We start from the raw sequence: 22,902 nt of genomic DNA, 5'->3' as shown, positions 1-22,902 counted from the left end.
TTTACTTCTCCAGGGTGAATTGGTCGACATCGACTTGGCGCAGCCGGAAACCCTTTGCGCACCCGGTCAGGTATTTCATGTATCGGTCGTAGACCTCGACCGATTGCACTGCGATGGCTTCGTCGCGGTGGGCTTCCAGGGCTTCGGCCCAGAGGTCGAGGGTTTTCGCGTAGTGCGGTTGCAGCGATTGGACTCGGGTCACGTTGAATCCGGCTGCGGTGGCGTGCTCTTCCACCATCGCGGTGGACGGCAGCCGGCCGCCCGGGAAGATTTCCGTGGTGATGAATTTGATGAATCGAGCCAGCTCGAAGGTGATCGGAATACCGAGTTCCGCAGCCTGGCGCGGGTCGAAGCCACAGATGGAGTGCAGCAGCATGATGCCGTCGGGTGGGAGGGCGTTGTAGGCCATCTGGAAGAACGCTGGGTAGCGGTCGTGGCCGAAGTGTTCGAATGCGCCGATGGAGACGATCCGGTCGACTGTTCCGTCGTATTGTTCCCAGCCTTCGAGCAGGACGTGGCGGGAGCGGGGGGTGTCCATGTTGTCGAAGAGTTGTTGGACGTGGGCGGCTTGATTTTTGGACAGTGTCAGGCCGACGACGTTGACGTCGTACTTTTCGATGGCGCGGCGCATGGTGGCGCCCCAGCCGCAGCCGACGTCGAGCAGCGTCATCCCGGGGGCCAGGCCGAGTTTGCCCAGCGCCAGGTCGATTTTCGCCATCTGTGCTTGTTCGAGTGTCATGTCGTCGCGCTCGAAGTATGCGCAGCTGTAGGTCTGGCTGGGGTCCAGGAACAGTCTGAAGAAGTCGTCGGACAGGTCGTAGTGGGCTTGGACGTCCGCGAAGTGCGGTTTGAGTTTGTCTGCCATGGCTTTTCCTTCCCGGCAGTGGATGTGGAGTGCTGTCACGTACACATCTGTCGGGCCGGCCACAGCGACGGTCCCTACGCGATGCGATGTTCAGAACACGTAAGCGGGGGCAGCGTGGTTCGCCGGACCAGCCAGGCATTCATTCGGGTATTCGTCGCCAAACTTCAGTTGGATGGCGCGAACATCGAAATTGATGGGTACGAACTGCTGAAGCAATGGAGTTGGGCAGGAATCAGCAGGGCAGGACGTCGCGGTCCGGCGGCGCCCACGCTGCTGGAGCGATCATCCAGAGACGTCCCGAATATATTGGCCGACCGCCTTCCAGTGAAGCAACGACTCAGTTGCTAGGCAAGTGGAAACGCGGCAACAGTCACCGAGATTCGGGGCGCGCCGGGCGCAGGCCCGCGGACCGCAGCTCCAGCGCCGCCAATTTCCGGATCGCGATGGTGTCGTGGGTGCGCCAGGCGGTCACCGGGTCGTCGGAGACCTCGGTGAGCTTGGCCAACGGCCGGTTGGCCAGCGCCCGCAACGCCAGCAGCTGTTCGCCGGCGTCGGTCGAGGCCAACGTCACCGCCGTCCACTTGCGCCGGAAGAACCGGATCCGCAGCACCAGCCACGGCATCGCCACGGCCAGGATCGGCGGCAACGCCACCGCCAGCGCCAGCACCCACGCCAGCCAGCTGGCCGTGCTGTTCAGGCTGTCACCGGCGCCCGCGATGTCGACGGCGGCGCTGCCGGCCGATCGCAACGGACCCCCGAAGGCCTTCCCGATCAGGGGAATCCCGTCGGCGTTGTGGCCGGCAGAGGCCAGGCTGTCGGCGACGCCGCCGGCGCCGTCGTGCACCTGACGCCCGACGTCGGCGATGGTGGCGATGGCGCTGTGCACCGCGACGCCGACCGAGATCCAGATGACGAACCACACCAGCGCGACGACGTCGCTGGTCAGCTGGGCGAGCAACCGGCCCGGCGTCCGGGCGTAGGGCACGTAGCGCGAACTCATACCAGCTATCCCAACAGATAGGGTGGTCCGATGCGCCCAGCTTTGTCCGACTACCGGCATCTGACCAGCGGTAAGGTTCGCGACCTGTACCGCATCGACGACGACCACCTGCTGTTCGTCGCGTCAGACCGGATTTCGGCGTTCGACTACGTCCTCGACAGCGAGATTCCGGACAAGGGCCGGGTCCTGACCGCCATGAGCGTCTTCTTCTTCGACTACCTGGCCGAGCAGCTGGGCACCGCCAACCACCTCGCCGGCCCGGCCGACGACGAGCGCATCCCCGCCGAGGTGCTGGGCCGCGCCCTGGTGGTGCGCAGCCTGGAGATGATGCCGGTCGAGTGCGTGGCGCGCGGATACCTCACCGGTTCGGGGCTCATCGACTACCGCAAGACGGGGCAGGTGTGCGGTATTGCCCTGCCCGCGGGGCTGACCGAGGCCAGCCCCTTCGCCGAGCCGCTGTTCACGCCGGCGACCAAGGCGGAGATCGGTGCGCACGACGAGAACATCGCGTTCGACGCCGTCGAGAAGCTGGTGGGTACCGAGCGGGCCGAGCAGCTGCGCGACGAGACCCTGAAGGTCTACAGCGCCGCCGCCGCGCACGCGCTCACCAAGGGAATCATCTTGGCGGACACCAAGTTCGAGTTCGGGATCGACGCCGACGGCACTCTGGTGCTGGCCGACGAGGTGCTGACGCCGGACTCGTCCCGGTACTGGCCGGTCGACGGCTATACCGAAGGCGTGGTGCAGCCCAGCTTCGACAAGCAGTTCGTCCGCAACTGGCTGACCGGGCCGGACTCCGGCTGGGACCGCGCCGGTGATACCCCGCCGCCGGCGTTGCCCGACGACATCGTCGAGGCGACTCGGGCGCGGTACATCGAAGCGTACGAACGGATTTCGGGTCGCCGCTTCGCCGACTGGATCGGCGCATGAGCCAGCCTCCCGTCGCCAAGAAGGTCGAACACCGCCGCGAGCACCACGGCGACGTGTTCATCGACCCGTACGAGTGGATGCGGGACAAGAACGATCCCGAGGTGCTCGCGCTCCTGAATGCGGAGAACGCCTACACCGAGGAGATCACCGCGCCGCTGGAGCCGTTGCGGCAGAAGATCTTCGACGAGATCAAGGCCCGCACCAAGGAGACCGACCTCTCGGTGCCGACGCGCCGCGGCGACTGGTGGTACTACGCGCGCAGCTTCGAGGGCAAGCAGTACAGCGTCCACTGCCGTTGCCCCATCAGCGATCCCGACGACTGGACGCCGCCGCAGCTCGATGAGCACACCGAGGTCCCCGGCGAACAGGTGTTGCTGGACGAGAATGTCGAGGCCGAGGGCCACGACTTCTTCTCGCTCGGCGCGGCCACCGTCAGCGTCGACGCCAACATCCTGGCGTACTCCGTCGACACCGTCGGTGACGAGCGATACACGTTGAAGTTCAAGGACTTACGTACCGGCGAGCTGTACGACGACCGGATCACCGGCATCGGCGCCGGTGGTACCTGGGCGGCCGACAACCGCACGCTGTACTACGTCACGGTCGATGACGCCTGGCGTCCGGACACCGTGTGGCGGCACCGGCTGGGTTCCGGGCTGCCCGGCGAGAAGGTGCACCACGAATCCGACGAACGGTTCTGGGTCGGGGTCGGCCGCACCCGCAGCGACAAGTACGTCTTCATCGCCGCGGGCAGCGCCGTCACCTCCGAGGTGCGGTACGCCGACGCGGGCGACGCCAAAGCCGAGTTCGCAGTGGTGTTGCCGCGCAAGGACTCTGTGGAGTACTCGGTCGAGCACGCGGTGATCGGCGGCGAGGACCGGTTCCTGATCCTGCACAACGACGGCGCGGAGAACTTCACGCTGGTAGATGTGCCGGTGTCCGATGCCCCGCTGGCCGGCCTGGCGAACGCCCGGACGCTGATCGAGCACCGCGACGACGTCCGTCTGGACGGTGTCGATGCCTTCGCCGACCAGTTGGTGATCAGCTACCGCAGCGAAGCTCTGCCGCGAATCCAGCTGTGGCCCTTGGATTCCGACGGCAACTACGGCGATCCTCAGGAGATCACCTTCGAGTCGGAGTTGATGTCGGTAGGCCTGTCGGGCAACCCGAACTGGTCGTCGCCGCGGCTGCGGGTGGGGGCGACGTCGTTCGTCATCCCGGTGCGGATCTATGACCTGGACCTGGCCACCGGCGAGCGAATCCTCCTGCGCGAGCAGCCGGTTCTCGGCGACTACCGGCCGGAGGACTACCTGGAGCGCCGGGACTGGGCCGTCGCGCCCGACGGCACGAAGGTGCCGCTGTCGGTCATCCAGCGGGCCGGTGCGCCGACCCCGGCGCCGGCGCTGCTGTACGGCTACGGCGCCTACGAGTCCTGCGAGGACCCGCGCTTCTCGATCGCGCGGCTGTCGCTGCTGGACCGTGGCGTGGTGTTCGTCATCGCCCACGTGCGTGGCGGTGGCGAGCTGGGCCGTGGCTGGTACGAGCACGGCAAGCTGCTGCAGAAGAAGAACACCTTCACCGACTTCATCAGTGCCGCAGAGCATCTGATCGCCACCGGGGTCACCCGGCCGGAGAACCTGGTGGCCCTCGGCGGTAGCGCCGGCGGTCTGCTGATGGGTGCGGTGGCCAACATGGCGCCGCAGTTGTTCGCCGGGATTCTGGCGCAGGTGCCGTTCGTCGACGCGCTGACCACGATCCTCGATCCGTCGCTGCCGCTCACCGTCACCGAATGGGACGAGTGGGGCAATCCGTTGGCGGACAAAGACGTTTACGAGTACATGAAGTCCTACACGCCGTACGAGAACGTGACGGCGCAGGAGTATCCGGCGATTCTCGCGATGACGTCGCTGAACGACACCCGGGTCTACTACGTCGAACCGGCCAAATGGGTTGCCGCCCTGCGTGGCACCAAGACCGACGACCATCCCGTCCTGCTCAAGACCGAGATGGCCGCCGGACACGGTGGCACCAGCGGGCGCTATGAGCGGTGGAAGGAAGCGGCGTTCCAATACGCGTGGGTGCTAGCCACCGCGGACCGCGACAAATATGGCAGCGGCCAGGTAGACGACCTCCTCGACGGAGCGCACGCTTAGGTTCGATGCCATCGAAGGCGGGGTATCGGGCATCTGCGCGGCATAGATGTTGGCGGGAAACATGGCCAGCATCAACAGGAACAGGCAGATGGCCGCGGCGACGCGAGTGGGTGGGAACAGCAGACCGGCCGCGCCGAGAAGTTCGAGCACGCCCGTGACCGTCACCAGCAGCTCTGGCGACGGCGGCCGCGGCGGGACGATCGCAATCATGTCGCCGCGCATGCCGGGAACGAAATGCGCGATCCCCGTCATGACGAACATCAGCGCCAGCCCGACCGCGATGGCGCTCGGCCAGCTGTCGACGTAGGCAACCCCGAGCCAGCCCACCGTGCGGGCGCCCAGGCTGCCCAGAACGAGAGCAAGAAGTACGGCCACGAACTGTGCCTCCCTCATCTAGTCGGTGTCTAGATTGAGGATAGCCCTGAACTAGTCGCTGTCAAGATAGGATGTCGATATGGCCAACGGCAGCTACCACCATGGCGACCTGAGGGTCGTCATCCTGGCGCAGGCGGCCGCGCTCGTCGCCGAACGCGGCGCCGACGCCATCTCGCTGCGCGAGCTGGCCCGCGCGGCCGGGGTATCGCACGCGGCGCCCGCACATCACTTCACCGATCGGCGCGGATTGTTCACCGCGCTGGCGACCGAGGGCTTCACGCTACTGGCCGCGGCACTTGCTGACGCCAAGCCCGAATTTGCCTACGCCGCACGGGTGTACGTGCAATTCGCCCTCGACCACCCCGGCCACTACGCCGTCATGTTCGACAAGATGCTGTACGACCCGGCCGACCCGGCCCTGCGTGCCGCCGAGGACGAGGCGGCGGCCGAACTCACGGGCGGCGTCGCGACCCTCACCGATCCCAACGCACAGCGTGACCCCGAGGGCTCGGCGCTGGCCGCCTGGTCGCTGGTGCACGGCTTCGCGCTGCTGACGCTCAACGGCACGGTCGCCGACACCGACCCCGTCGACACCGCCGAGCGCCTCGCCCGAATCCTCTTCTCCGGCTGAAATGTCCCGCTCGCGGTAGTGGGAACTGTTCAGGTGGCACCAATGTCACGGCAACCATCGAGACACCTGGAGTTGCCACACTGCTTACATGGCTGGCCAATTGATCGTCTCGATCTCGGGCATCCGGGACCGCACGCTGGGCGATGTCGCCGACTTCTGTAGCGAACTCGACGCACGCCAGATTCCCGCATCGCTGCTGGTCGCCCCGCGGCTCAAGGGCGGCTACCGGCTGGATCGCGACATTCCGACCGTCGAGTGGTTGACCAAACAACGCGCAGCAGGTGCCTCTGTCGTCCTGCACGGATTCGACGAAGCGGCCAGCAAGAAGCGCCGCGGCGAATTCGCCGCGCTGCCCGCCCACGAGGCGAACCTACGGCTCATGGGCGCCGACCGGGTGCTCGAACACCTCGGCCTGCGCACCCGGTTGTTCGCGGCACCCGGCTGGACGGCGTCACAGGGCACCGTGATGGCGTTGCCGCGCAACGGTTTCCGGCTGCTGGCCGGAGACAGCGGCATCACTGATCTGGTGCGGTCGACGACCCTGCGGGCTCGGGTCCTCGGCATCGGCGAAGGCTTCCTCACCGAGCCCTGGTGGTGTCGCACCCTGGTGCTGGCCGCCGAACGCACCGCCCGGCGCGGCGGCACCGTCCGGCTGGCGGTGGCTGCCGCCCAGCTGCGGCGGATCGGTCCGCGGCAGGCCATGCTCGACGCCATCGATCTTTCTCTCATGCACCGCTGCGGCCCCGCGGCCTACGAGTGGGTGGCGGACCCGGCACTAACCGACGCGGCCTGAAGGCCGGGGCGCTAGCGTGGCCCCATGGACGCTGACGTCATCGTCGTGGGGGCCGGGCTCGCCGGATTGGTCGCCGCAGCTGAACTGCTGGAGCGCGGCCGGTCGGTGCTGATCGTCGACCAGGAGAACGAGGCCAACATCGGTGGCCAGGCGTTCTGGTCGTTCGGGGGCTTGTTCTTCGTCGACAGCGCCGAACAGCGACGCGTCGGAATCCGCGACAGCTACGAGCGGGCGCTGGAAGATTGGCTGCGCACAGCAGGATTCGACCGCAGCGAGGATCACTGGCCCGAGCAGTGGGCGCGCGCCTACGTCGACTTCGCGTCCGGGGAGAAGCGCGGCTGGCTGCGGGAGCGCGGACTGCAGACCTTCGCCCTGGTCGGCTGGGCCGAGCGCGGTGGCTGGGACGGCAAGGGGCCGGGCAACTCGGTGCCGCGCTTCCACATCACCTGGGGCACCGGTCCGGCGCTGGTCGACGTCTTCGCCCGACGGGTCGTCGGGCATCCCAAGGTGAAGTTCGCGCACCGGCATCGAGTCGATGAGCTCATCGTCGACGGTGGCGTCATCACCGGCGTGCGCGGCGCGGTACTGGAGCCGTCGACCACTGCCCGCGGCGAAGCGTCGTCGCGTAACACCCTGGGGGAGTTCGAGTTCCGGGCGCAGGCGGTGATCGTTGCCAGCGGCGGTATCGGCGGCAACCACGATCTGGTGCGTCAGAACTGGCCCAAGCGCATGGGCCGGGTGCCCGGCCAGCTGCTGTCGGGCGTCCCCGCGCACGTCGACGGCCGCATGCTCGGCATCAGTGCGGCCGCCGGCGCGAGCATCATCAACAACGACCGGATGTGGCACTACACCGAGGGCATCACCAACTACGACCCGGTGTGGCCGCTGCACGGCATCCGCATCCTGCCCGGCCCGTCGTCGCTGTGGCTGGACGCCACCGGCAAGCGCCTGCCCGACCCGCTGTACCCGGGCTACGACACCCTGGGCACGCTGGAACACATCTGCCAAACCGGCTACGACTACACCTGGTTCGTGCTCGACCAACGCATCATCGCCAAGGAGTTCGGGCTGTCCGGCCAGGAGCAGAATCCCGACCTCACCGGCAAGAACCTGCGGGAAGTGCTGGCCCGCAGCCGAAATGGCGGCCCCGCCCCGGTCCGCGCGTTCGTCGACAAGGGCGTGGACTTCGTGTCGGCGAAGACGTTGCGGGACTTGGTGACTGCGATGAACAACGTGCCCGACGTGGTGCCGCTGGACTACGGATGCGTCGAAGCCGAGGTCACCGCCCGCGACAAGGAGATGACCAGCAAGCTCACCAGCGACGGCCAGACCGTCGCCTACCGGGCGGCACGCTCGTATCTGCCCGACCGGCTGGCGCGGATTGCCGGGCCGCACAAGCTGACCGATCCCAAGGCCGGCCCGATGATCGCGGTGAAGCTGCACATCCTGACCCGAAAGTCGTTGGGTGGCTTGCACACCGACCTCGATTCGCGGGTGCTGACGCCGGAGGGTGCGGTGCTCGACGGGTTGTACGCCGCCGGTGAAGCTGCCGGGTTCGGTGGCGGCGGGGTGCACGGCTACCGGGCGCTGGAAGGCACCTTCCTCGGGGGCTGCATCTTCTCGGGCCGGGCCGCCGGGCGTGCTGCCGCCCGCGCCGTGGGCTGAGGCTTACCGCCGAACACTCCCACTTCGCCAGTGGGAGGCGCCCCTGGTTCGCGAATGGTGCAGGGCCTGCGGGCCGGCGGCCAACACCGCCAGGCACACCATGGACGTGGCATAGAACGCACCACCGATGATGTCGGTGAAGTAGTGGAAGTCGTTGCTGGCCATGCCAATCGAGGGGATGGCGGCACCGATCACGGCGAGCGTGACACTCCACGGGTGAATCCCGATCGCGAGCAACAGCATGGCCGCGACGGTGATCGCCACCGTGGTGTGGCCGCTGGGATACGCCAGATTCTCGCCGTACCAAGGCCGGCCGAACAGCACCTTGAGCACCTTCGCGCCGATGATCGAGATGAGCGGGCACAGCGCGGCCACGGTGGCCAGCCGCCACTCGCGCCGCCACAGCGGGATGCCGATCGCGAGCAGGTAGAGCGGCACGAGCACCCGGACCCGGTTCAGCGCCAGCATCCAGTACGGGTGCTTGCCGAGTAGTTCCTGCGACGTCTCCACGAACCAGCGGTCCAGGCCCGAGTCACCTGACCTCACGGCCAGGCCCAGCACGATCGTCGCGGTGAACCCCACCAGGGGCCACCAGACCAGGAACCGCCGCGTGCTCAGAACCGCGTCTCCTGCTCGGGCGTCAGCACCCGGAAGTCCGTGTCGGTCATCTCGTCGAGCCGGCCGTAGTAGATGCCCTTGGCCTGTTCGGCGACGACGCCCTGATGGATCGGCACCGCGTGCTGCGGCGCGACGGCCCGCAGGAAGTCGACGGCCTCGGCGATCTTCATCCACGGCGCGGCGGCCGGTGCGGCCAGCACCTCGACCGGCTCATCCGGGACGAACAGCGCGTCACCCGGATGCATCAGGCGGGCGGCGTGACCAGCATCACCGACCAGATACGAGATGTTGTCGATGATCGGGAGCTCCGGGTGGATCACGGCGTGCTTGCCGCCCGCGCCGCGCACCGTCAGGTGACCGATCGACAGGGTGTCGCCGACCTGCACCGCCTGCCACGGCCCGCCCAGCTGCGCCGCGGTCATCGGGTCGGCGTACAGCTTGGCCTGCGGATTCGCCTCGACCAGGGCGGGCAGGCGCGCCGGGTCGGCATGGTCGGGGTGCTGATGGGTGATCAGGATGGCGTCCAGTCCCGTGATGCCCTCGAACCCGTGCGAGAAGGTGCCCGGGTCGAACAGCACCGTCGCTTCCGCGTCGCCATCGGTGAATCGGGCCAGCAGGCAGGAATGTCCGAAGTGCGTCAGCTCCATCAGTCCATTCTGGCGGCACTCGGGCGGCATCGCGGCTTTTCCCGGCGCCGGTAGAGTAAGCGCGAGCAATCCGACCCGAACAAAGGAGCGCGCGTGGCCCGCGTCGTTGTGCACGTGATGCCCAAGGCCGAGATCCTGGACCCGCAAGGCCAGGCGATTGTCGGAGCGCTGGGGCGCCTCGGAATCACCGGAGTGTCCGATGTCCGGCAGGGCAAGCGGTTCGAGCTCGAGGTCGACGACACCGTGTCCGACGAGACGCTGGAGCACGTCGCCGAGACGCTGCTGGCCAACACCGTCATCGAGGACTTCTCGGTGCACCGGGAGGACGCGTGACCACCAAGGTCGGTGTCATCACCTTCCCCGGCACGCTCGACGACGTCGATGCCGAGCGCGCGGTGCGCGCCGTCGGCGGCGAGGCCGTCAACCTCTGGCACGCCGATCCCGACCTCAAGGGCGTCGACGCCGTCATCGTCCCCGGTGGTTTCTCCTACGGCGACTACCTGCGCTGCGGCGCCATCGCCAAGTTCGCGCCCGTGATGACCTCGGTCGTCGAAGCCGCCGGCAAGGGCATGCCCGTGCTGGGCATCTGCAACGGCTTCCAGGTGTTGTGCGAGGCCGGGCTGTTGCCGGGCGCGCTGACCCGCAACGAGGGCCTGCACTTCATCTGCCGCGACGTGTGGCTCGAAGTGACCGCGACCTCGACCGCGTGGAGCAGCCGCTACGAAGCCGGCGCCGACATCCTGATCCCGCTCAAGTCGGGCGAAGGCCGGTATGTCGCTTCGGAGGCCGTGCTCGACGAACTCGAGGGCGAAGGCCGCGTGGTGTTCCGCTACCGGGACAACATGAACGGCTCGATGCGCTCGATCGCCGGGGTCAGCTCGGCCAACGGCCGCGTCGTCGGCCTGATGCCGCATCCCGAGCACGCCACCGAGGCCCTCACCGGCCCGTCGGACGACGGGCTCGGCATCTTCTTCTCGGCGCTCGACGCGGTCCTGAGCGCCTGACTGCTCAGCTGTCGAGCGCGACCGACGCCTCGGCGGTGTAGCACAGGAACGTCAGCGTCTCCTGCAGGTACAGCTGCACCGAATCGGCATCGTGGGACAGGTATCCGATGGTCACATCGGTGCCCAGTTGCAGATCGAAATCGCCGCCGCGCGTGGACAATACGAACGCGCCGTCGATGGCGGGCGCCCAGATGATCTCGCCGTCCACCAGCCGGTTCAGGTGCTCCAGCAGCGGGTAGCCGTGCTCGGTGGTCTCGGTGACCTTGGTGTAGGCCTCCGCCGACAGCAGCACCGAGTACGGCCCGTCCACACCGGCCAGCCGGAGCTCCGACAACGCCTGCGAGATCACGTCGGGGTAGCCGCGCGGATCACTAGGCAATGCCAGCGCCGGGTTGGAACCGGAGGCGCGGATGCCTTCGATCTGTGCGTCCGCGTAGCCCTCGAAGATCGCGCGGTCCTCGGCGAAAGCCAGCTTCTTGGCGGCCTCCTTGACCGGGTCCCAGTCGGAGTCCTGCGCGCCCCGCTCGACGTCGTCGATTGCCGTGCGCGACACCGTGAACGGCACGCGCAGCCGCACCAGCGGCCGGGACTCGCGCAGGTGCGCCTGGACGCCCTCGGCCGGCGACGCGACATCCACCAGATGGCCGGTGCCGACGGCGGCGGCTGTCGGGCCGTTCGGGCCGCTCACGTCGACGACGCGGCGACCGGCGATGTGCCGCTTGAACGTCCGCGCGGCTTCCTCTTCGATCTGCGCCCAGGCGGCGGAGGTGACGGGAGCCAGTTCGCGGTACAGGTTGTTCATTGCGGTTGACCTTTCAGACTGCCGATGGACAAGGGGCTGACGTGTTCGGGTGCGGCGGGTGTCGCCGGTAGCGGCGGGGGAGAGTCGAGGAAATCCGTTGTGGGCGTGAAGAACAGCGCACCGGTGACGGCGGTGGAGAAATCCAGGATGCGGTCGGTGTTGCCCGGTGGGTCGCCGATGAACATGTTCCGCAGCATCCGCTCGGTGACCTCGGGATCGGCCGAATACGCGATGTAATACGTGCCGAACTCGGCGGAGCCGACCCGGCCGAAGGGCATGTTGGCCCGCAGAATCTGCAACTGGTTGCCGTCGTCATCGGTGATGACGTTAAGTGCCAGATGGGAATTCGCGGGTTTCACGTCGTCGGCCATCTCGATGTCATCGAGCTTGCTGCGGCCGATCACCCGCTCCTGCTCGGCGACACTGAGTGAGTCCCACGACGACATGTCGTGCAGGTACTTCTGAATGTGAACGTAACTGCCACCGGCGAATTCGGGATCCTCGTCGCCGATCTGCACAGCCGCCACGGCGTCCGGCCCGTCGGGATTCTCGGTGCCGTCGACGAACCCGAGCAGGTCGCGGTTCTCGTAGAACTTGAACCCGTGCACCTCGTCGACCACCGTGACGGCGCCGTCGAGCGACTTCAGAATCTGGCCGGCCATCTCGAAACACACGTCCATGGAGTTGGCCCGGATGTGGAACAACAGATCGCCCGGCGTCGACGGGGCGTGATGCCGCGCGCCCTGCAATTCAGGGAACCGATGCAGGCCGGCCGGGCGCGGCCCCGAGAACAGGCGGTCCCACGCGTCCGAGCCGATCGACGTCACCACCGCCAAAGCGCTTGCCGGTGTACGAAATCCGACGGCCCGGCCCAGACCGGACAAGCCGGACAGCGCGTCGTTGACCGCGGACTCGGCGCCGTCGTTGATGGTGGCGATGAGGAAGATCGCCGCGGATGTCAGGGGACTGGTGACCGGTTGCGATCTAGGCGGACGCACGAATTCGACCCTAGCGGCAAGCGTCGCGGATTTCCGGGTGATGATGGCCTCATGACCGGAGCTACTGCCGCGGGCCTCTGCGGGTTCATCGACGCGTCGCCCTCGCCGTTCCACGTGTGCGCCACGGTGGCCGCGCGCCTGACCGCCGCCGGCTTCACCGAACTCGCCGAGACGGAAGCCTGGCCCGCCACCCCAGGTAACTACTTCACGGTGCGGGCCGGCTCCCTGGTGGCGTGGCAGACGACGGACGCACCGAACCCGTTCCGCATCGTCGGCGGCCACACCGACAGCCCCAACCTGCGGGTCAAGCAGCACCCGGACCGGTTCGTCAGCGGCTGGCAGGTGGTGGCGCTGGAGCCGTACGGCGGCGCCTGGCTGAACTCCTGGCTGGACCGCGACCTCGGCATCAGCGGCCGGCTTTCGGTGCGGCGCGGCAACACCGTCGAGGACGTGCTGGTCCGGATCGACGACCCGATCCTGCGGGTGCCGCAGCTGGCCATCCACCTGTCCGACGACCGCAAGGGCGTCAGCCTCGACCCGCAGCGGCACGTCAACGCGGTGTGGGGCGTCGGGACAGGCACCCGCGACTTTGTCGGCTACGTCGCCGAGCGCGCGGGCGTGGCGGGCGCGGACGTGCTGGCCGCCGACCTGATGACCCACGACCTGACGCCGTCGCGGCTCATCGGCGTCGACAGCGAACTCATCAGCGCACCCCGGCTGGACAACCAGGGCACCTGCTACGCCGGGCTGGAGGCGTTCCTGGCCGCCCCGGCTGCCGCATACGTTCCGGTGCTCGCGCTGTTCGACCACGAAGAGGTCGGGTCGACGTCCGACCACGGCGCGCAGTCCGACCTGCTGCTGACGGTGCTGGAACGCATCGTGCTGGCCGCCGGCGGGACGCGGGAAGACCTGCTGCGCCGGCTGGCCGGGTCGATGGTGGCCTCCGGCGACATGGCGCACGCCACCCACCCCAACTACCCCGAGCGGCACGAACCGGGCCACCTCATCGAGGTCAACGCCGGTCCGGTGCTCAAGGTGCAGCCCAACCTGCGGTACGCCACCGACGGCCGGACCGCCGCGGCGTTCGCGCTGGCCTGCGCCCAGGCCGGGGTGCCGCTGCAGCGGTACGAGCACCGCGCCGACCTGCCGTGCGGATCCACGATCGGCCCGATGACCGCCGCGCGTACCGGCATCCCGACGGTCGACGTCGGCGCCGCGCAGCTGGCGATGCATTCGGCCCGCGAGGTGATGGGCGCTCTCGACGTGCCGGCCTATGCCGCTGCGCTGCAGGCGTTTCTGTCACCGGTCTGACCTAGCAAGGCGCAAGCGAACGGATATGGCGGCCATGGGTATGGATCGACTATTGGTGGTCAAGCCAGGTATTGATCTCGGCTACGTCAGATTCTGCTAGATCAATTCCGTTGTGGCGGATGCGAGATATTAGGAAGGCACTCAGGACAGTCTTGACCGCATCGATGCCCAGCCCCGGCCGCAGGTTCCCTGTGTTTAGCAATGCGAGGAGAATGTAACCGAGTTTTGGTCGCGATAGTGGGTGGCCCGCGGTGTACATTCGGTCGCGGATGGTCTTGCTGAGGAGATTGACGTGCTGGATACCGACCCCATTGTTTCGTGGTACTTCAAGTTCGTTCCAGAGATTGTCATCAAGGGCGGCGCCGGCGCTATCGATATAGCGTTTTAGGTCGGAACTAGGTACCGCGGGCACAGAAGTGTCGAACTGACGTAATTTTCGGATGACCTCCGGTATATCTGAATTTGTGTACTTCCGGTCAAATTCGGCGAGATCTCCAGGTATGTCGTCTCTAGTGAATCCCGGCGGAATTATCCAACTAGGTCCAACATTCTCGATGTGCACGTTAGGCACCGCTTCGAGGAGCAGGCTCTTGAAATTACCGAACCTACCCCAATGCTGCCGCGATATGTGGTTTCCGAATAATGTTTGGAGCTGAAATGCAACTGATGCTAAAGTTGTCGGCTTGTCGAGTTTCTCGACGATTGATCGCGTTTCATCTAACAGAGCGCCTTCGGGGATTGTTGGTTGAGGAGTTATGAAGGCGATTGAATGCTCAAGCGGATCGTAGGTTAGCTGCAAGTTTTCCCAGCGGTCTAGCAATCGTGACCGTGTAGTACTTGATATCGAAATTTCGTTCGTTTCACTACTTGTGGCTTCTTCGGCGATCCGCGGTGTGGCTTGGTTATCGAGTTGGTCACGGAGGTCTTGTGCTAATTCGTCGACACAACTGAGGAGGCTGGCCATTCGTCTAGCAAGAGTGGCGATATTCGGCGGTAGCTGAGCGCCCGGTTTGTACGTATCCTCGTGGGTGAGCTCGCCCCAGCCGTCTTGCAATAGCGTTCGGACTTGCAGCTCAACACTGACGATGTTCCATTGGCTTACACCTGATCCAATCCTGATTAGCAAGTTCACGTGATATGCGCGATAGCCGGATGGCTTGGGGGTTTCGTGGTAGGCGCGAACTTTTTGCGCATCTATCGTCATTGGCGGGGCATCGTCTTCATCCGGATCGGGAAGTGAAGTCAGCATCGTCTGTACTGCCGATATGTCAGACATGTTATTGCAAACGATACGGATGCCGACTAAATCATCGATCACAGTCGGGATGTCGTCCAGCGTTTGTAGTTTAGCCGCGTATTTGGCTTGACCGATTTTGTCCCATAGTCGAGCTGGGGATTTTATTCTTCCGGGGCGGAGTTTAATTCGATGGCGGTCAAACTCTGTTAGGTGTTCTTCGATTAGTTCTTGCAGATATCGCGACGCTGTAGTGAGGGCGGGTTCAAGCTGGCGAGTCTTGAGGTTCTCATACCATGCTTTCATTTGATCATAAGTGAACGGAAGTTCATTCGATGCAAGCGAATGTTCGTCGGGTTGGTCACTCATTCCAGCCTCTTATCTGCGCGCCCGCCGTCTATAGTGGCGACACTACTGGCTTCCTCGCTTTGTGGATCGAGAATTCCATTATTAGTACAGTTCGGTATGTCTTTGAGGGGCAACGCTTGCCGTGCTGCAGGCGTTCCTGTCGCCGGCCTGACCTAGAGTCGCGACCATGGCACTCAAAGTGGAGATGGTCACGTTCGACTGCACCGACGCGCAGGTCCTGGCCGACTGGTGGGCCGCGCAGTTCGGCGGCAAGGTGCACACGCTGATGCCGGGGGAGTTCTTCGTCGTCAACTTCGCCGAAGGCCCGAACCTGGGCTTCCAGCAGGTCGACGATCCGACGCCCGGCAAGAACCGGCTGCACCTGGACTTCCATCTCGAGGGCGACATCGAGCCCGAGATCGAGCGGCTCAAGGCTGCCGGCGCGAGCGAGACCGAGCGGCACGCGTTCGGCGAGGTGGCCCGCTGGGTGGTGCTGGCCGATCCGGAAGGCAACGCCTTCTGCATCGCCGGCGCGGCCTGACGGCTTACTGACCCGCCTGCACCTGCTGCTCGACCAGCTGGCCCTGCTGCTCGGCCTGTTGGGCCTCCTGCTGGGCCAGTTCGTTCTGCTGTTCGGCTTGCTGCTCTGACGCGATCATCGCCTGCTCGTCGTTCAGCTGTTGTTGGGTCTGGTCTTCGCTGTCGTCGACCAGTTGGACGCTGGTCGACACATACGGCTCAGACGCGGCATGCCACGCCTTGGACGCGACGACGATCGCGCCGGCACAGATACACACCAAGGCCGCGACCACGGCAAACACCGCGATCGTGGCTCGGTTGATACCGAGTTGGAGTCTCATTCGGCCACGCTAAATCCGCTGGATAAGCCCGGCGTTGGCGCTACTTAGCTGCCGGCTGTGAGTGCGGTCGCGATGAGTCTCCGTGCCCGCGACAGTCGACATAGTGTTGAAACACCGATCGAGAATGGAGTCCGCCATGACCGGCGCCAAGGATGTATCGAAATCACGGTCCGCGTTCGCCGGCCGCACCACACCGGAGAAGGTCGGCCTTGCGCTGAGCGCCTTCCTCCTGCTGTTCCTGCTGGCCGATGCCATCCCGAAGATTCTCGGGGTGGAGTTCGCGCGCACCGCGACCGAGGGACTCGGCTTCCCGCCCTATCAGACGTATCTCATCGGATGGGTGCTGCTGGCCTGCGTCATCGCGTGGGCGATCCCCCGCACGGCAGTGCTGGGCGCGGTCGGGCTGACGGCCTATCTCGGCGGTGCGGTGACCATCGATCTGCACGAGCAGGCCTGGTTCCCGGTGGTCTTCGCGGTGGCCTTCGGCCTGCTGATCTGGGGCGCGCTCATTCTGCGGCGTCCCGCATTGCTCAAGGTGCTGATCGGCGGGACCGAGTAGCCGGCATTCGCCGTGGCGGGCGGGCGCGATCGGCAACGATAGACTCATCGGCGTGACGTCCTCGGTCGATACCGTCAATAACGCGACTACCACGCCCGATCAGCCGCAGCCGTATCGCGAGCTCGGTCTCAAGGATGACGAGTACCAGCGCATCCGCGAGATCCTCGGCCGTCGGCCCACCGACGCCGAGCTGGCGATGTACTCGGTGATGTGGAGTGAGCACTGCTCCTACAAGTCCTCGAAGGTGCATCTGCGCTACTTCGGCGAGACCACCACCGACGAGATGCGCGCCGGCATGCTGGCCGGTATCGGCGAGAACGCGGGCGTCGTCGACATCGGCGACGGCTGGGCCGTCACCTTCAAGGTCGAGTCGCACAACCACCCGTCGTACGTCGAGCCCTACCAGGGCGCGGCCACGGGCGTCGGCGGCATCGTCCGCGACATCATGGCCATGGGCGCCCGCCCGGTCGCGGTGATGGACCAGCTGCGCTTCGGCGCGGCCGACGCACCCGACACCCGCCGCGTGCTCGACGGCGTCGTCCGCGGCGTCGGTGGCTACGGCAACTCGCTCGGCCTGCCGAACATCGGCGGCGAGACCATCTTCGACCCGTCCTACGCGGGCAACCCGCTGGTGAACGCCCTGTGCGTCGGCGCGCTGCGCGTCGAGGACCTGCACCTGGCCTTCGCCTCGGGTACCGGCAACAAGATCATCCTGTTCGGTGCCCGCACGGGTCTGGACGGCATCGGCGGTGTGTCGGTGCTGGCCTCGGACACCTTCTCCGGCGACGAGTCCGGCGCCGGCCGCAAGAAGCTGCCGAGCGTTCAGGTGGGCGACCCGTTCACCGAGAAGGTGCTCATCGAGTGCTGCCTCGAGCTGTACGCCGCACACCTCGTGGTCGGCATCCAGGACCTCGGCGGTGCTGGATTGTCCTGCGCCACTTCGGAACTGGCGTCCGCCGGCGACGGTGGCATGCACATCGATCTGGACCAGGTGCCGCTGCGCGCGACGGGCATGACCCCCGCCGAGGTGCTCTCCAGCGAGTCGCAGGAGCGCATGTGCGCGGTCGTGACCCCGGAGAACGTCGACGCGTTCATGGCCGTCTGCCGCAAGTGGGACGTGCTGGCCACCGTCATCGGTGAGGTCACCGACGGGGACCGGCTGAAGATCAGCTGGCACGGCGAGACCGTCGTCGACGTGCCGCCGCGCACCGTCGCGCACGAGGGCCCGGTGTACAACCGGCCCGTCCAGCGTCCCGACACCCAGGACGCGCTGATCGCGGACACCTCCGCCAAGCTGACCCGGCCGAAGACCGGTGACGAGCTGCGCGCCACCCTGCTGCAGCTCATCGGCAGCCCGCACCTGTGCAGCCGGGCGTTCATCACCGAGCAGTACGACCGCTACGTGCGCGGCAACACCGTGCTGGCCGAGCACGCCGATGGCGGCGTGCTGCGCATCGACGAGGCCACCGGCCGCGGTATCGCGGTATCGACCGACGCGTCGGGCCGCTACACCCAGCTGGACCCGTACACCGGCGCGCAGCTGGCGCTGGCCGAGGCTTTCCGCAACGTCGCCGTCACCGGCGCCACCCCGGTCGCCGTCACCAACTGCCTCAACTTCGGTTCGCCGGAGGACCCGGGCGTCATGTGGCAGTTCTCGCAGGCCGTGCGCGGCCTCGCGGACGGCTGTGCGGCCCTTGGCATTCCGGTCACCGGCGGCAACGTCAGCTTCTACAACCAGACCGGATCCACCGCGATCCTGCCGACCCCGGTGGTGGGCGTGCTCGGCGTCATCGACGACGTGCACCGCCGCATTCCGACCGGCATCGGCCTGGAGCCGGGCGAGACGCTGATCCTGCTTGGCGACACCCACGACGAGTTCGACGGCTCTGTCTGGGCCCAGGTCACCGGCGACCACCTCGGTGGCGTGCCGCCCAGGGTGGACCTGGCGCGCGAGCAGCTGCTGTCCGAGGTGCTGACCGCAGGTTCGCGCGACGGCCTGATCTCGGCCGCGCACGACCTGTCCGAGGGCGGGCTGATCCAGGCGGTCGTCGAGGCTGCCCTGGCGGGCGAAACCGGTTGCCGGGTCCTGCTTCCCGAGAACTCGGATGCGTTCGTGCAGCTGTTCTCCGAGTCGGCCGGCCGCGTGCTGGTCGCGGTGCCGCGCACCGAGGAGAGCCGCTTCCTGGCCATGTGCGAGGCCCGCGAGCTGCCGGCTGTCCGCATCGGTGTGGTGGACCCGGGCAGCGACTCGGTCGAGGTGCAGGGCCAGTTCAGCGTCACGCTGGACGAGCTGCGGCGCACCTCCGAGAGCGTGCTGCCCGCCCTCTTCTCCCACGAGTGATCTGTGCACGTTTTTCCGCGCCAACCGCGGAAAAACGTGCACAAATCGCCGCTCTGCGGGAATGTGCCGACGATGACGGTGCCGGGCTACCTAGTTTGTAGTCATGCGTACTCACGCCGACGTACCGCCAGGTGCGCTGTTGTCGGGCCGGCGCGCGGTGGTGACCGGCGGTGCTGCCGGCATCGGCGCGGCCATCGTGCGGGCCTTCGCGACTCACGGTGCACACGTCCTCGTCGCTGACCTGGACCCGCTGCCTCGGCTCGAATTCGATTCCGGTGCAGGCGGTTCGATCACGGCGATCGAATGCGACGTGCGTGCACTGCCGGTGCCCGCGGTGCTCGTCGAGCATGAACCCGACATCCTGGTCAACAACGTCGGGCACTTTCTGCGGCCGCCGCACCGGTTCGCCGACAACCAGCCGGACCTGTGGCCAGAGCTGCACGACGTCAACCTGGGCCACGCGCTGCGGTTCACCCATGCGTTGTTGCCGGGCATGACCGAACGCGGTGCCGGCTCGGTCATCAACATCACCACCGTCGAAGCGCACCGGGCCATGCCCGGGCACGCGGTGTACTCGGCCTACAAGGCCGCGCTCACCCAGTTCACTCGCTCCCTGGCCGCCGAGGTCGGGCCGTCCGGCGTGCGGGTCAACGCGATCGCGCCCGATCTGATCGAGTCGGTGCAGGTGCCCTACGCGGAGCTGGTGCCCGACGAGGATCAGGCACTGTGGCCCAACTGGTCCCCGCTGGGTGGGCCCGGGCAGCCGTCCGACGTCGCCGGCGTCGCCCTCTTTCTCGCATCTGACCTGTCCCGCTTCGTCACTGGCGGCACCATCCACGTCGATGGCGGTACCCATTGCGCCGGCGGCTGGGTGCCGCGGGCATCAGGCGGCTGGACCAATCGAGCGCGCAATCCCTGAACAGGACCGAAATGCCAACTCTCAGTCTCAACGTGCCGAACTTCGGCAGCCTGCTCGCCGGTGACGATTTCGGGCAGCTGATCGCGGTGTGCCGCGCGGCCGATGAAGCCGGCGTCGACCGGCTGATCGTCACCGACCACGTGGTGATGGGTCCCGACTCATCCGCATACACCTGGGGATCGTTCCCAACCGAGCCCGACGCGCCCTGGCTGGAACCGCTCACGGTGCTCGCCGTGCTGGCGGGACAGACGCGGCGAATCCGGCTGGGCACCGGCATCGTGATCGCCGCGCTGCGCGGTGGTGCGGTGCTGGCCAAGACAGCAGCCACCCTGGATCTGCTGTCCGGCGGCCGACTGGACCTGGGCGTCGGAACCGGTTGGCAGGAAAAGGAATACGAGGCCGCCGGACTGGATTTCGCCAACCGCGGACCGTTGCTCGATGACGCGCTCGCGGTGTGTCACGCGCTGTGGCGGAACGCGCCGGCCGCCGTCGACCGGCCAGGCATCGCGTTCAGTGACGCGTACTGCTCGCCGCGGCGGCACGTCCCCGTCTGGGTATCGGGGACGCTGTCGAAGGCTGTGGTGCACCGGCTGACCAGTTGGGGCGACGGCTGGATTCCCATCATGGGTGCCGGCGACGACGACCTCTCCCACGGGATCACGGTGTTGCGCAAGGCCTTCGACGAAGCCGGCCGAGACCCCGCCGGCCTGCTGGTCCGTGGTCGGCTCAGTGTGCAGCGCGCCGCGTCGGGCACCATCGATCTGCCGGCCACGATGGCCGGCGCGGCCGCTCAGGTGCGCGTCGGCGTCACCGACGTGAGCGTCGCGCTGCAGGCACTCGATCCCGATCCGGCCGTCGCCACCGCTGCGCTACCGGAACTCGTCGCGGCCTTCCGCGCCGAGTTCGGCTAGCGGCATTTGAGACCATGAGGCATGCCCGCACGCCATAAGACCGACCCGGCCAAGACCCGGGCAGCGGTGTTGCTGGTCGCCGACTGGCTGCGCGACGAGCAAACCGAAGCGCCCCCGCGGGCCGCGATCGCGGACGCTGTCCGGTTGACGGCGCGCACCCTGGCGGCCGTCGCGCCCGGGGCCAGCGTCGAGGTACGCGTCCCGCCTTTCGTTGCGGTGCAGTGCATTTCGGGGCTGAGTCACACCCGCGGCAACCCGCCCAACGTGGTCGAGACCGACCCGCGCACCTGGTTGCTGCTGGCCACCGGGCTGTGCACGGTGGCCGACGCCGCCGGCTTGCAGATGTCCGGATCGAGGGCTGCGGAGATCGCCGACTGGTTGCCGCTGGTGGCGCTCACTTGAAGAACGGGTACTCCTGGACCCAGTGAAAACCCCGGTTGCGCAGGGTGAACTGGTCGAGGTCAACCTGATCCAGGTCGATCAGCACGGGGCGGCCCTGCAGCGTGCCGGTCAGCCGCAGTTGCTTGGCTGACGGGCGTGACACCTTCAGGTCGGCCAGCGTGGCACCGCCGGGTTCCGTCGCCCTGATGGTGTCGGAACTGACGGTGGCTGCGGCGTCCACCAGCTCGCCGTTCATCCGCTGGTACGTCAGTGCGCCGTCCTTCTCGAAAACCAGGCGTTGCCAACGGGTCTGATCGGTCGCCAGGGGCGGCACCGGCTTGCCGTCCACACTGAACTCCCGGACCGACCAGATGCCGTACAGCTCAGGCTTGGCCTTGCCACCGCCGTAGGCGTGCCACGCCTGCCAGCTGCCGAAGATGCAGCCGACCATCACCCACAGACCCAGCACGGCCTGCGCGGTGGCGGCTCGCCGATTGGCCCGCTCCGAGCTGAACAGCGCGGGCTGGCTCACCGGCTCCGACGGGCGTTGCAGGACAAACATGTTCGTCAGCCGGCCCAGCTGCGGGGCGAGCAACACCAGGCTCATCAGCAGCAGATGCCCGGACAGGATCTTGACCGGCACATCGAAGGTCATGTTCAACAAGAACACCTGAGCCATGCTGGCCAGCCCGAGCAGCGTCCCCAGGGTCGCGGTGCGCGGCAGGAACATCAGCAACCCGGCCAGCACCTCGACGGCACCGAGCACCATCTCGTACGGATGGGAGCTGCCCACCTGCAGCCACAGCACCGACGCCGGGCTGAAGTCCCCGTAGGACCGCAGCAACGCGCTCGGCGGCGGCGACGGCATCTGGGTGGGCACCAGTTTGGCGAACCCGTAGAACAGCATCTGGCCGGCGACGCACAACCGCAGGAACGTCAGGAACCACGCTGACAGCCGCTCGTAGTCGGGCCGCAGTCGGTCGACCAGGGTCCACACCGCGGTCCCGACGACCGCGACAACCACCAGACTGAACACCATCACCCAGACCACGGTCTGATCGCCGCTGCCGGAGTCCTGGTGCAGTACCGCCTCGACACCGAAGACCTCGCGGCCGACCCATTTCAGTGGCGGTCCAAGCACGGCCATCTGCCACATGACGGCAAGCTTCGGCAGCCACTCGCCCACGATCCCGAAGAAGGCGAAGAGGATCTGCGCGAACAGCACACAGAACAGGCCGAAGTACAGAAAACAAAACCTGAATGCGATCTTCGTCACTGTGGACCATGGCCGGGTCAGCTCCGTGGCGGCCGAATCTACAAGCGCGGTACCGGTGTTCCCGGAATATTGACTGGCCATGAAATCCATATAAACAGCTGGACTGAAGTGGGCTGATGAGGCGGCTGACGGCCATGCGTGAAGCCCGCCGCGGCGCGGCAGCCGAGCCGGAGTTGAGCCCGACCGGTGCGCCGGTGGAGCGGGACGCGAAGGCGGACCGGCAATTCGATTCCGTTTACCGGCCGGCTGGACCGTAGACTCATACGTGTCACCAACCGCCT

The 22,902-nt window shown here is 66.8% G+C and carries 25 protein-coding genes; 15 read left to right on the top strand and 10 right to left on the bottom strand.

The features are described 5' to 3' along the window. Position 1 precedes the first annotated feature (1 nt). On the bottom strand, positions 2 to 865 hold the full coding sequence (locus A7G45_RS03480; RefSeq protein ID WP_260933740.1) for a cyclopropane mycolic acid synthase family methyltransferase: 864 nt from the start codon (positions 863 to 865) through the stop codon (positions 2 to 4). A 370-nt stretch (positions 866 to 1,235) separates the two neighbouring features. Further along, positions 1,236 to 1,865, bottom strand: a complete 630-nt coding sequence (locus tag A7G45_RS03475; protein WP_043987914.1) for a hypothetical protein — start codon at positions 1,863 to 1,865, stop codon at positions 1,236 to 1,238. Between the two features lie 30 nt (positions 1,866 to 1,895). On the opposite strand from A7G45_RS03475, the gene A7G45_RS03470 reads away from it, so the two are divergent. Continuing rightward, a complete protein-coding gene (locus A7G45_RS03470; RefSeq protein WP_043987915.1) occupies positions 1,896 to 2,795 on the top strand; it encodes a phosphoribosylaminoimidazolesuccinocarboxamide synthase in 900 nt (299 codons plus the stop codon). Further along, positions 2,792 to 4,948: a S9 family peptidase gene (locus A7G45_RS03465; protein ID WP_260933730.1), complete on the top strand. Its 2,157-nt coding sequence runs from the start codon at positions 2,792 to 2,794 to the stop codon at positions 4,946 to 4,948. Before A7G45_RS03470 ends, A7G45_RS03465 begins: the two co-directional genes overlap by 4 nt. Here the strand turns inward: A7G45_RS03465 and A7G45_RS03460 are convergent. Further along, entirely contained in the window at positions 4,877 to 5,323 is a 447-nt protein-coding gene (locus tag A7G45_RS03460; RefSeq protein ID WP_260937934.1) for a DoxX family protein, read from the bottom strand. The two genes, A7G45_RS03465 and A7G45_RS03460, sit on opposite strands and share 72 nt — an antisense overlap. A 79-nt stretch (positions 5,324 to 5,402) precedes the next feature. On the opposite strand from A7G45_RS03460, the gene A7G45_RS03455 reads away from it, so the two are divergent. The 3 genes from A7G45_RS03455 (at position 5,403) to A7G45_RS03445 (ending at position 8,412) form a co-directional block, all read left to right on the top strand. Continuing rightward, on the top strand, positions 5,403 to 5,954 hold the full coding sequence (locus tag A7G45_RS03455) for a TetR/AcrR family transcriptional regulator (protein WP_260933728.1): 552 nt from the start codon (positions 5,403 to 5,405) through the stop codon (positions 5,952 to 5,954). Between the two features lie 88 nt (positions 5,955 to 6,042). Next, positions 6,043 to 6,747 carry a DUF2334 domain-containing protein gene (locus tag A7G45_RS03450; RefSeq protein WP_071287786.1) on the top strand — a complete coding sequence of 235 codons (705 nt, stop codon included), beginning with the start codon at positions 6,043 to 6,045 and terminating at the stop codon, positions 6,745 to 6,747. A 24-nt stretch (positions 6,748 to 6,771) separates the two neighbouring features. Further along, positions 6,772 to 8,412, top strand: a complete 1,641-nt coding sequence (locus A7G45_RS03445; protein WP_260933723.1) for an FAD-binding dehydrogenase — start codon at positions 6,772 to 6,774, stop codon at positions 8,410 to 8,412. Positions 8,413 to 8,415: 3 nt separating this feature from the next. Here the strand turns inward: A7G45_RS03445 and A7G45_RS03440 are convergent, their stop codons facing one another. After that, on the bottom strand, positions 8,416 to 8,994 hold the full coding sequence (locus tag A7G45_RS03440) for a phosphatase PAP2 family protein (RefSeq protein ID WP_051954457.1): 579 nt from the start codon (positions 8,992 to 8,994) through the stop codon (positions 8,416 to 8,418). Positions 8,995 to 9,026: 32 nt separating this feature from the next. Further along, positions 9,027 to 9,677: an MBL fold metallo-hydrolase gene (locus A7G45_RS03435; RefSeq protein WP_043987939.1), complete on the bottom strand. Its 651-nt coding sequence runs from the start codon at positions 9,675 to 9,677 to the stop codon at positions 9,027 to 9,029. Between the two features lie 93 nt (positions 9,678 to 9,770). Between A7G45_RS03435 and purS the strand changes: the two genes are divergently transcribed. Then, positions 9,771 to 10,010 (top strand): phosphoribosylformylglycinamidine synthase subunit PurS, encoded by a 240-nt coding sequence (gene purS, locus A7G45_RS03430; protein ID WP_043390368.1) that lies wholly within the window; start codon positions 9,771 to 9,773, stop codon positions 10,008 to 10,010. Continuing rightward, positions 10,007 to 10,681 (top strand): phosphoribosylformylglycinamidine synthase subunit PurQ, encoded by a 675-nt coding sequence (gene purQ, locus A7G45_RS03425; protein ID WP_043390372.1) that lies wholly within the window; start codon positions 10,007 to 10,009, stop codon positions 10,679 to 10,681. The genes purS and purQ overlap by 4 nt, the downstream gene beginning before the upstream one ends. Positions 10,682 to 10,685: 4 nt before the next feature. On the opposite strand, the gene A7G45_RS03420 is transcribed toward purQ, so the two are convergent. Together A7G45_RS03420 and A7G45_RS03415 are read right to left on the bottom strand one after the other, a co-directional pair. Further along, entirely contained in the window at positions 10,686 to 11,483 is a 798-nt protein-coding gene (locus A7G45_RS03420) for a family 1 encapsulin nanocompartment shell protein (RefSeq protein ID WP_043390374.1), read from the bottom strand. After that, complete coding sequence (locus A7G45_RS03415) at positions 11,480 to 12,481, bottom strand: Dyp-type peroxidase (protein ID WP_071287788.1); 1,002 nt, start codon at positions 12,479 to 12,481, stop codon at positions 11,480 to 11,482. Before A7G45_RS03415 ends, A7G45_RS03420 begins: the two co-directional genes overlap by 4 nt. A 51-nt stretch (positions 12,482 to 12,532) precedes the next feature. On the opposite strand from A7G45_RS03415, the gene A7G45_RS03410 reads away from it, so the two are divergent. Beyond that, positions 12,533 to 13,792, top strand: coding sequence for a M18 family aminopeptidase (locus A7G45_RS03410; protein WP_260933709.1), 1,260 nt, complete (start codon positions 12,533 to 12,535; stop codon positions 13,790 to 13,792). Positions 13,793 to 13,841: 49 nt separating this feature from the next. Here A7G45_RS03410 and A7G45_RS03405 read toward each other — a convergent pair whose 3' ends face one another. Then, positions 13,842 to 15,395, bottom strand: coding sequence for a GTP pyrophosphokinase (locus A7G45_RS03405; RefSeq protein WP_260933707.1), 1,554 nt, complete (start codon positions 15,393 to 15,395; stop codon positions 13,842 to 13,844). Between the two features lie 166 nt (positions 15,396 to 15,561). Here A7G45_RS03405 and A7G45_RS03400 point away from each other — a divergent pair, with 166 nt between their 5' ends. Continuing rightward, entirely contained in the window at positions 15,562 to 15,915 is a 354-nt protein-coding gene (locus A7G45_RS03400) for a VOC family protein (RefSeq protein ID WP_260933703.1), read from the top strand. A 4-nt stretch (positions 15,916 to 15,919) separates the two neighbouring features. Here the strand turns inward: A7G45_RS03400 and A7G45_RS03395 are convergent, their stop codons facing one another. Next, positions 15,920 to 16,234: a hypothetical protein gene (locus A7G45_RS03395; protein ID WP_260933701.1), complete on the bottom strand. Its 315-nt coding sequence runs from the start codon at positions 16,232 to 16,234 to the stop codon at positions 15,920 to 15,922. Between the two features lie 136 nt (positions 16,235 to 16,370). Between A7G45_RS03395 and A7G45_RS03390 the strand changes: the two genes are divergently transcribed. From A7G45_RS03390 to A7G45_RS03370, 5 genes are all read left to right on the top strand, one after another. Next, the gene (locus A7G45_RS03390) at positions 16,371 to 16,793 is read left to right on the top strand and encodes a DoxX family protein (protein WP_071287789.1); all 423 of its coding nucleotides are present in this window, start codon (positions 16,371 to 16,373) and stop codon (positions 16,791 to 16,793) included. Between the two features lie 52 nt (positions 16,794 to 16,845). Then, positions 16,846 to 19,134, top strand: a complete 2,289-nt coding sequence (gene purL, locus A7G45_RS03385) for a phosphoribosylformylglycinamidine synthase subunit PurL (protein WP_260933696.1) — start codon at positions 16,846 to 16,848, stop codon at positions 19,132 to 19,134. Positions 19,135 to 19,237: 103 nt separating this feature from the next. Continuing rightward, a complete protein-coding gene (locus A7G45_RS03380; protein ID WP_260933692.1) occupies positions 19,238 to 20,053 on the top strand; it encodes an SDR family NAD(P)-dependent oxidoreductase in 816 nt (271 codons plus the stop codon). An 11-nt stretch (positions 20,054 to 20,064) separates the two neighbouring features. Then, on the top strand, positions 20,065 to 20,964 hold the full coding sequence (locus A7G45_RS03375) for a TIGR03619 family F420-dependent LLM class oxidoreductase (RefSeq protein WP_260933689.1): 900 nt from the start codon (positions 20,065 to 20,067) through the stop codon (positions 20,962 to 20,964). A 21-nt stretch (positions 20,965 to 20,985) separates the two neighbouring features. Next, entirely contained in the window at positions 20,986 to 21,366 is a 381-nt protein-coding gene (locus A7G45_RS03370; RefSeq protein WP_260933686.1) for a sterol carrier family protein, read from the top strand. On the opposite strand, the gene A7G45_RS03365 is transcribed toward A7G45_RS03370, so the two are convergent. Continuing rightward, the gene (locus A7G45_RS03365; protein ID WP_276554716.1) at positions 21,359 to 22,711 is read right to left on the bottom strand and encodes a DoxX family protein; all 1,353 of its coding nucleotides are present in this window, start codon (positions 22,709 to 22,711) and stop codon (positions 21,359 to 21,361) included. The genes A7G45_RS03370 and A7G45_RS03365 overlap by 8 nt on opposite strands. Before the next feature lie 26 nt (positions 22,712 to 22,737). Between A7G45_RS03365 and A7G45_RS03360 the strand changes: the two genes are divergently transcribed. Further along, positions 22,738 to 22,878, top strand: coding sequence for a hypothetical protein (locus A7G45_RS03360; RefSeq protein ID WP_260938198.1), 141 nt, complete (start codon positions 22,738 to 22,740; stop codon positions 22,876 to 22,878). Positions 22,879 to 22,902 lie beyond the last annotated feature (24 nt).

Origin of the sequence: Mycolicibacterium llatzerense, assembly GCF_025331195.1 — a bacterium.
Taxonomy (GTDB): Bacteria; Actinomycetota; Actinomycetes; order Mycobacteriales; family Mycobacteriaceae; genus Mycobacterium; species Mycobacterium llatzerense.
The sequence above is the reverse complement of the archived record's forward strand: the minus strand, read 5'-3'. Positions and strand labels throughout refer to the sequence as shown.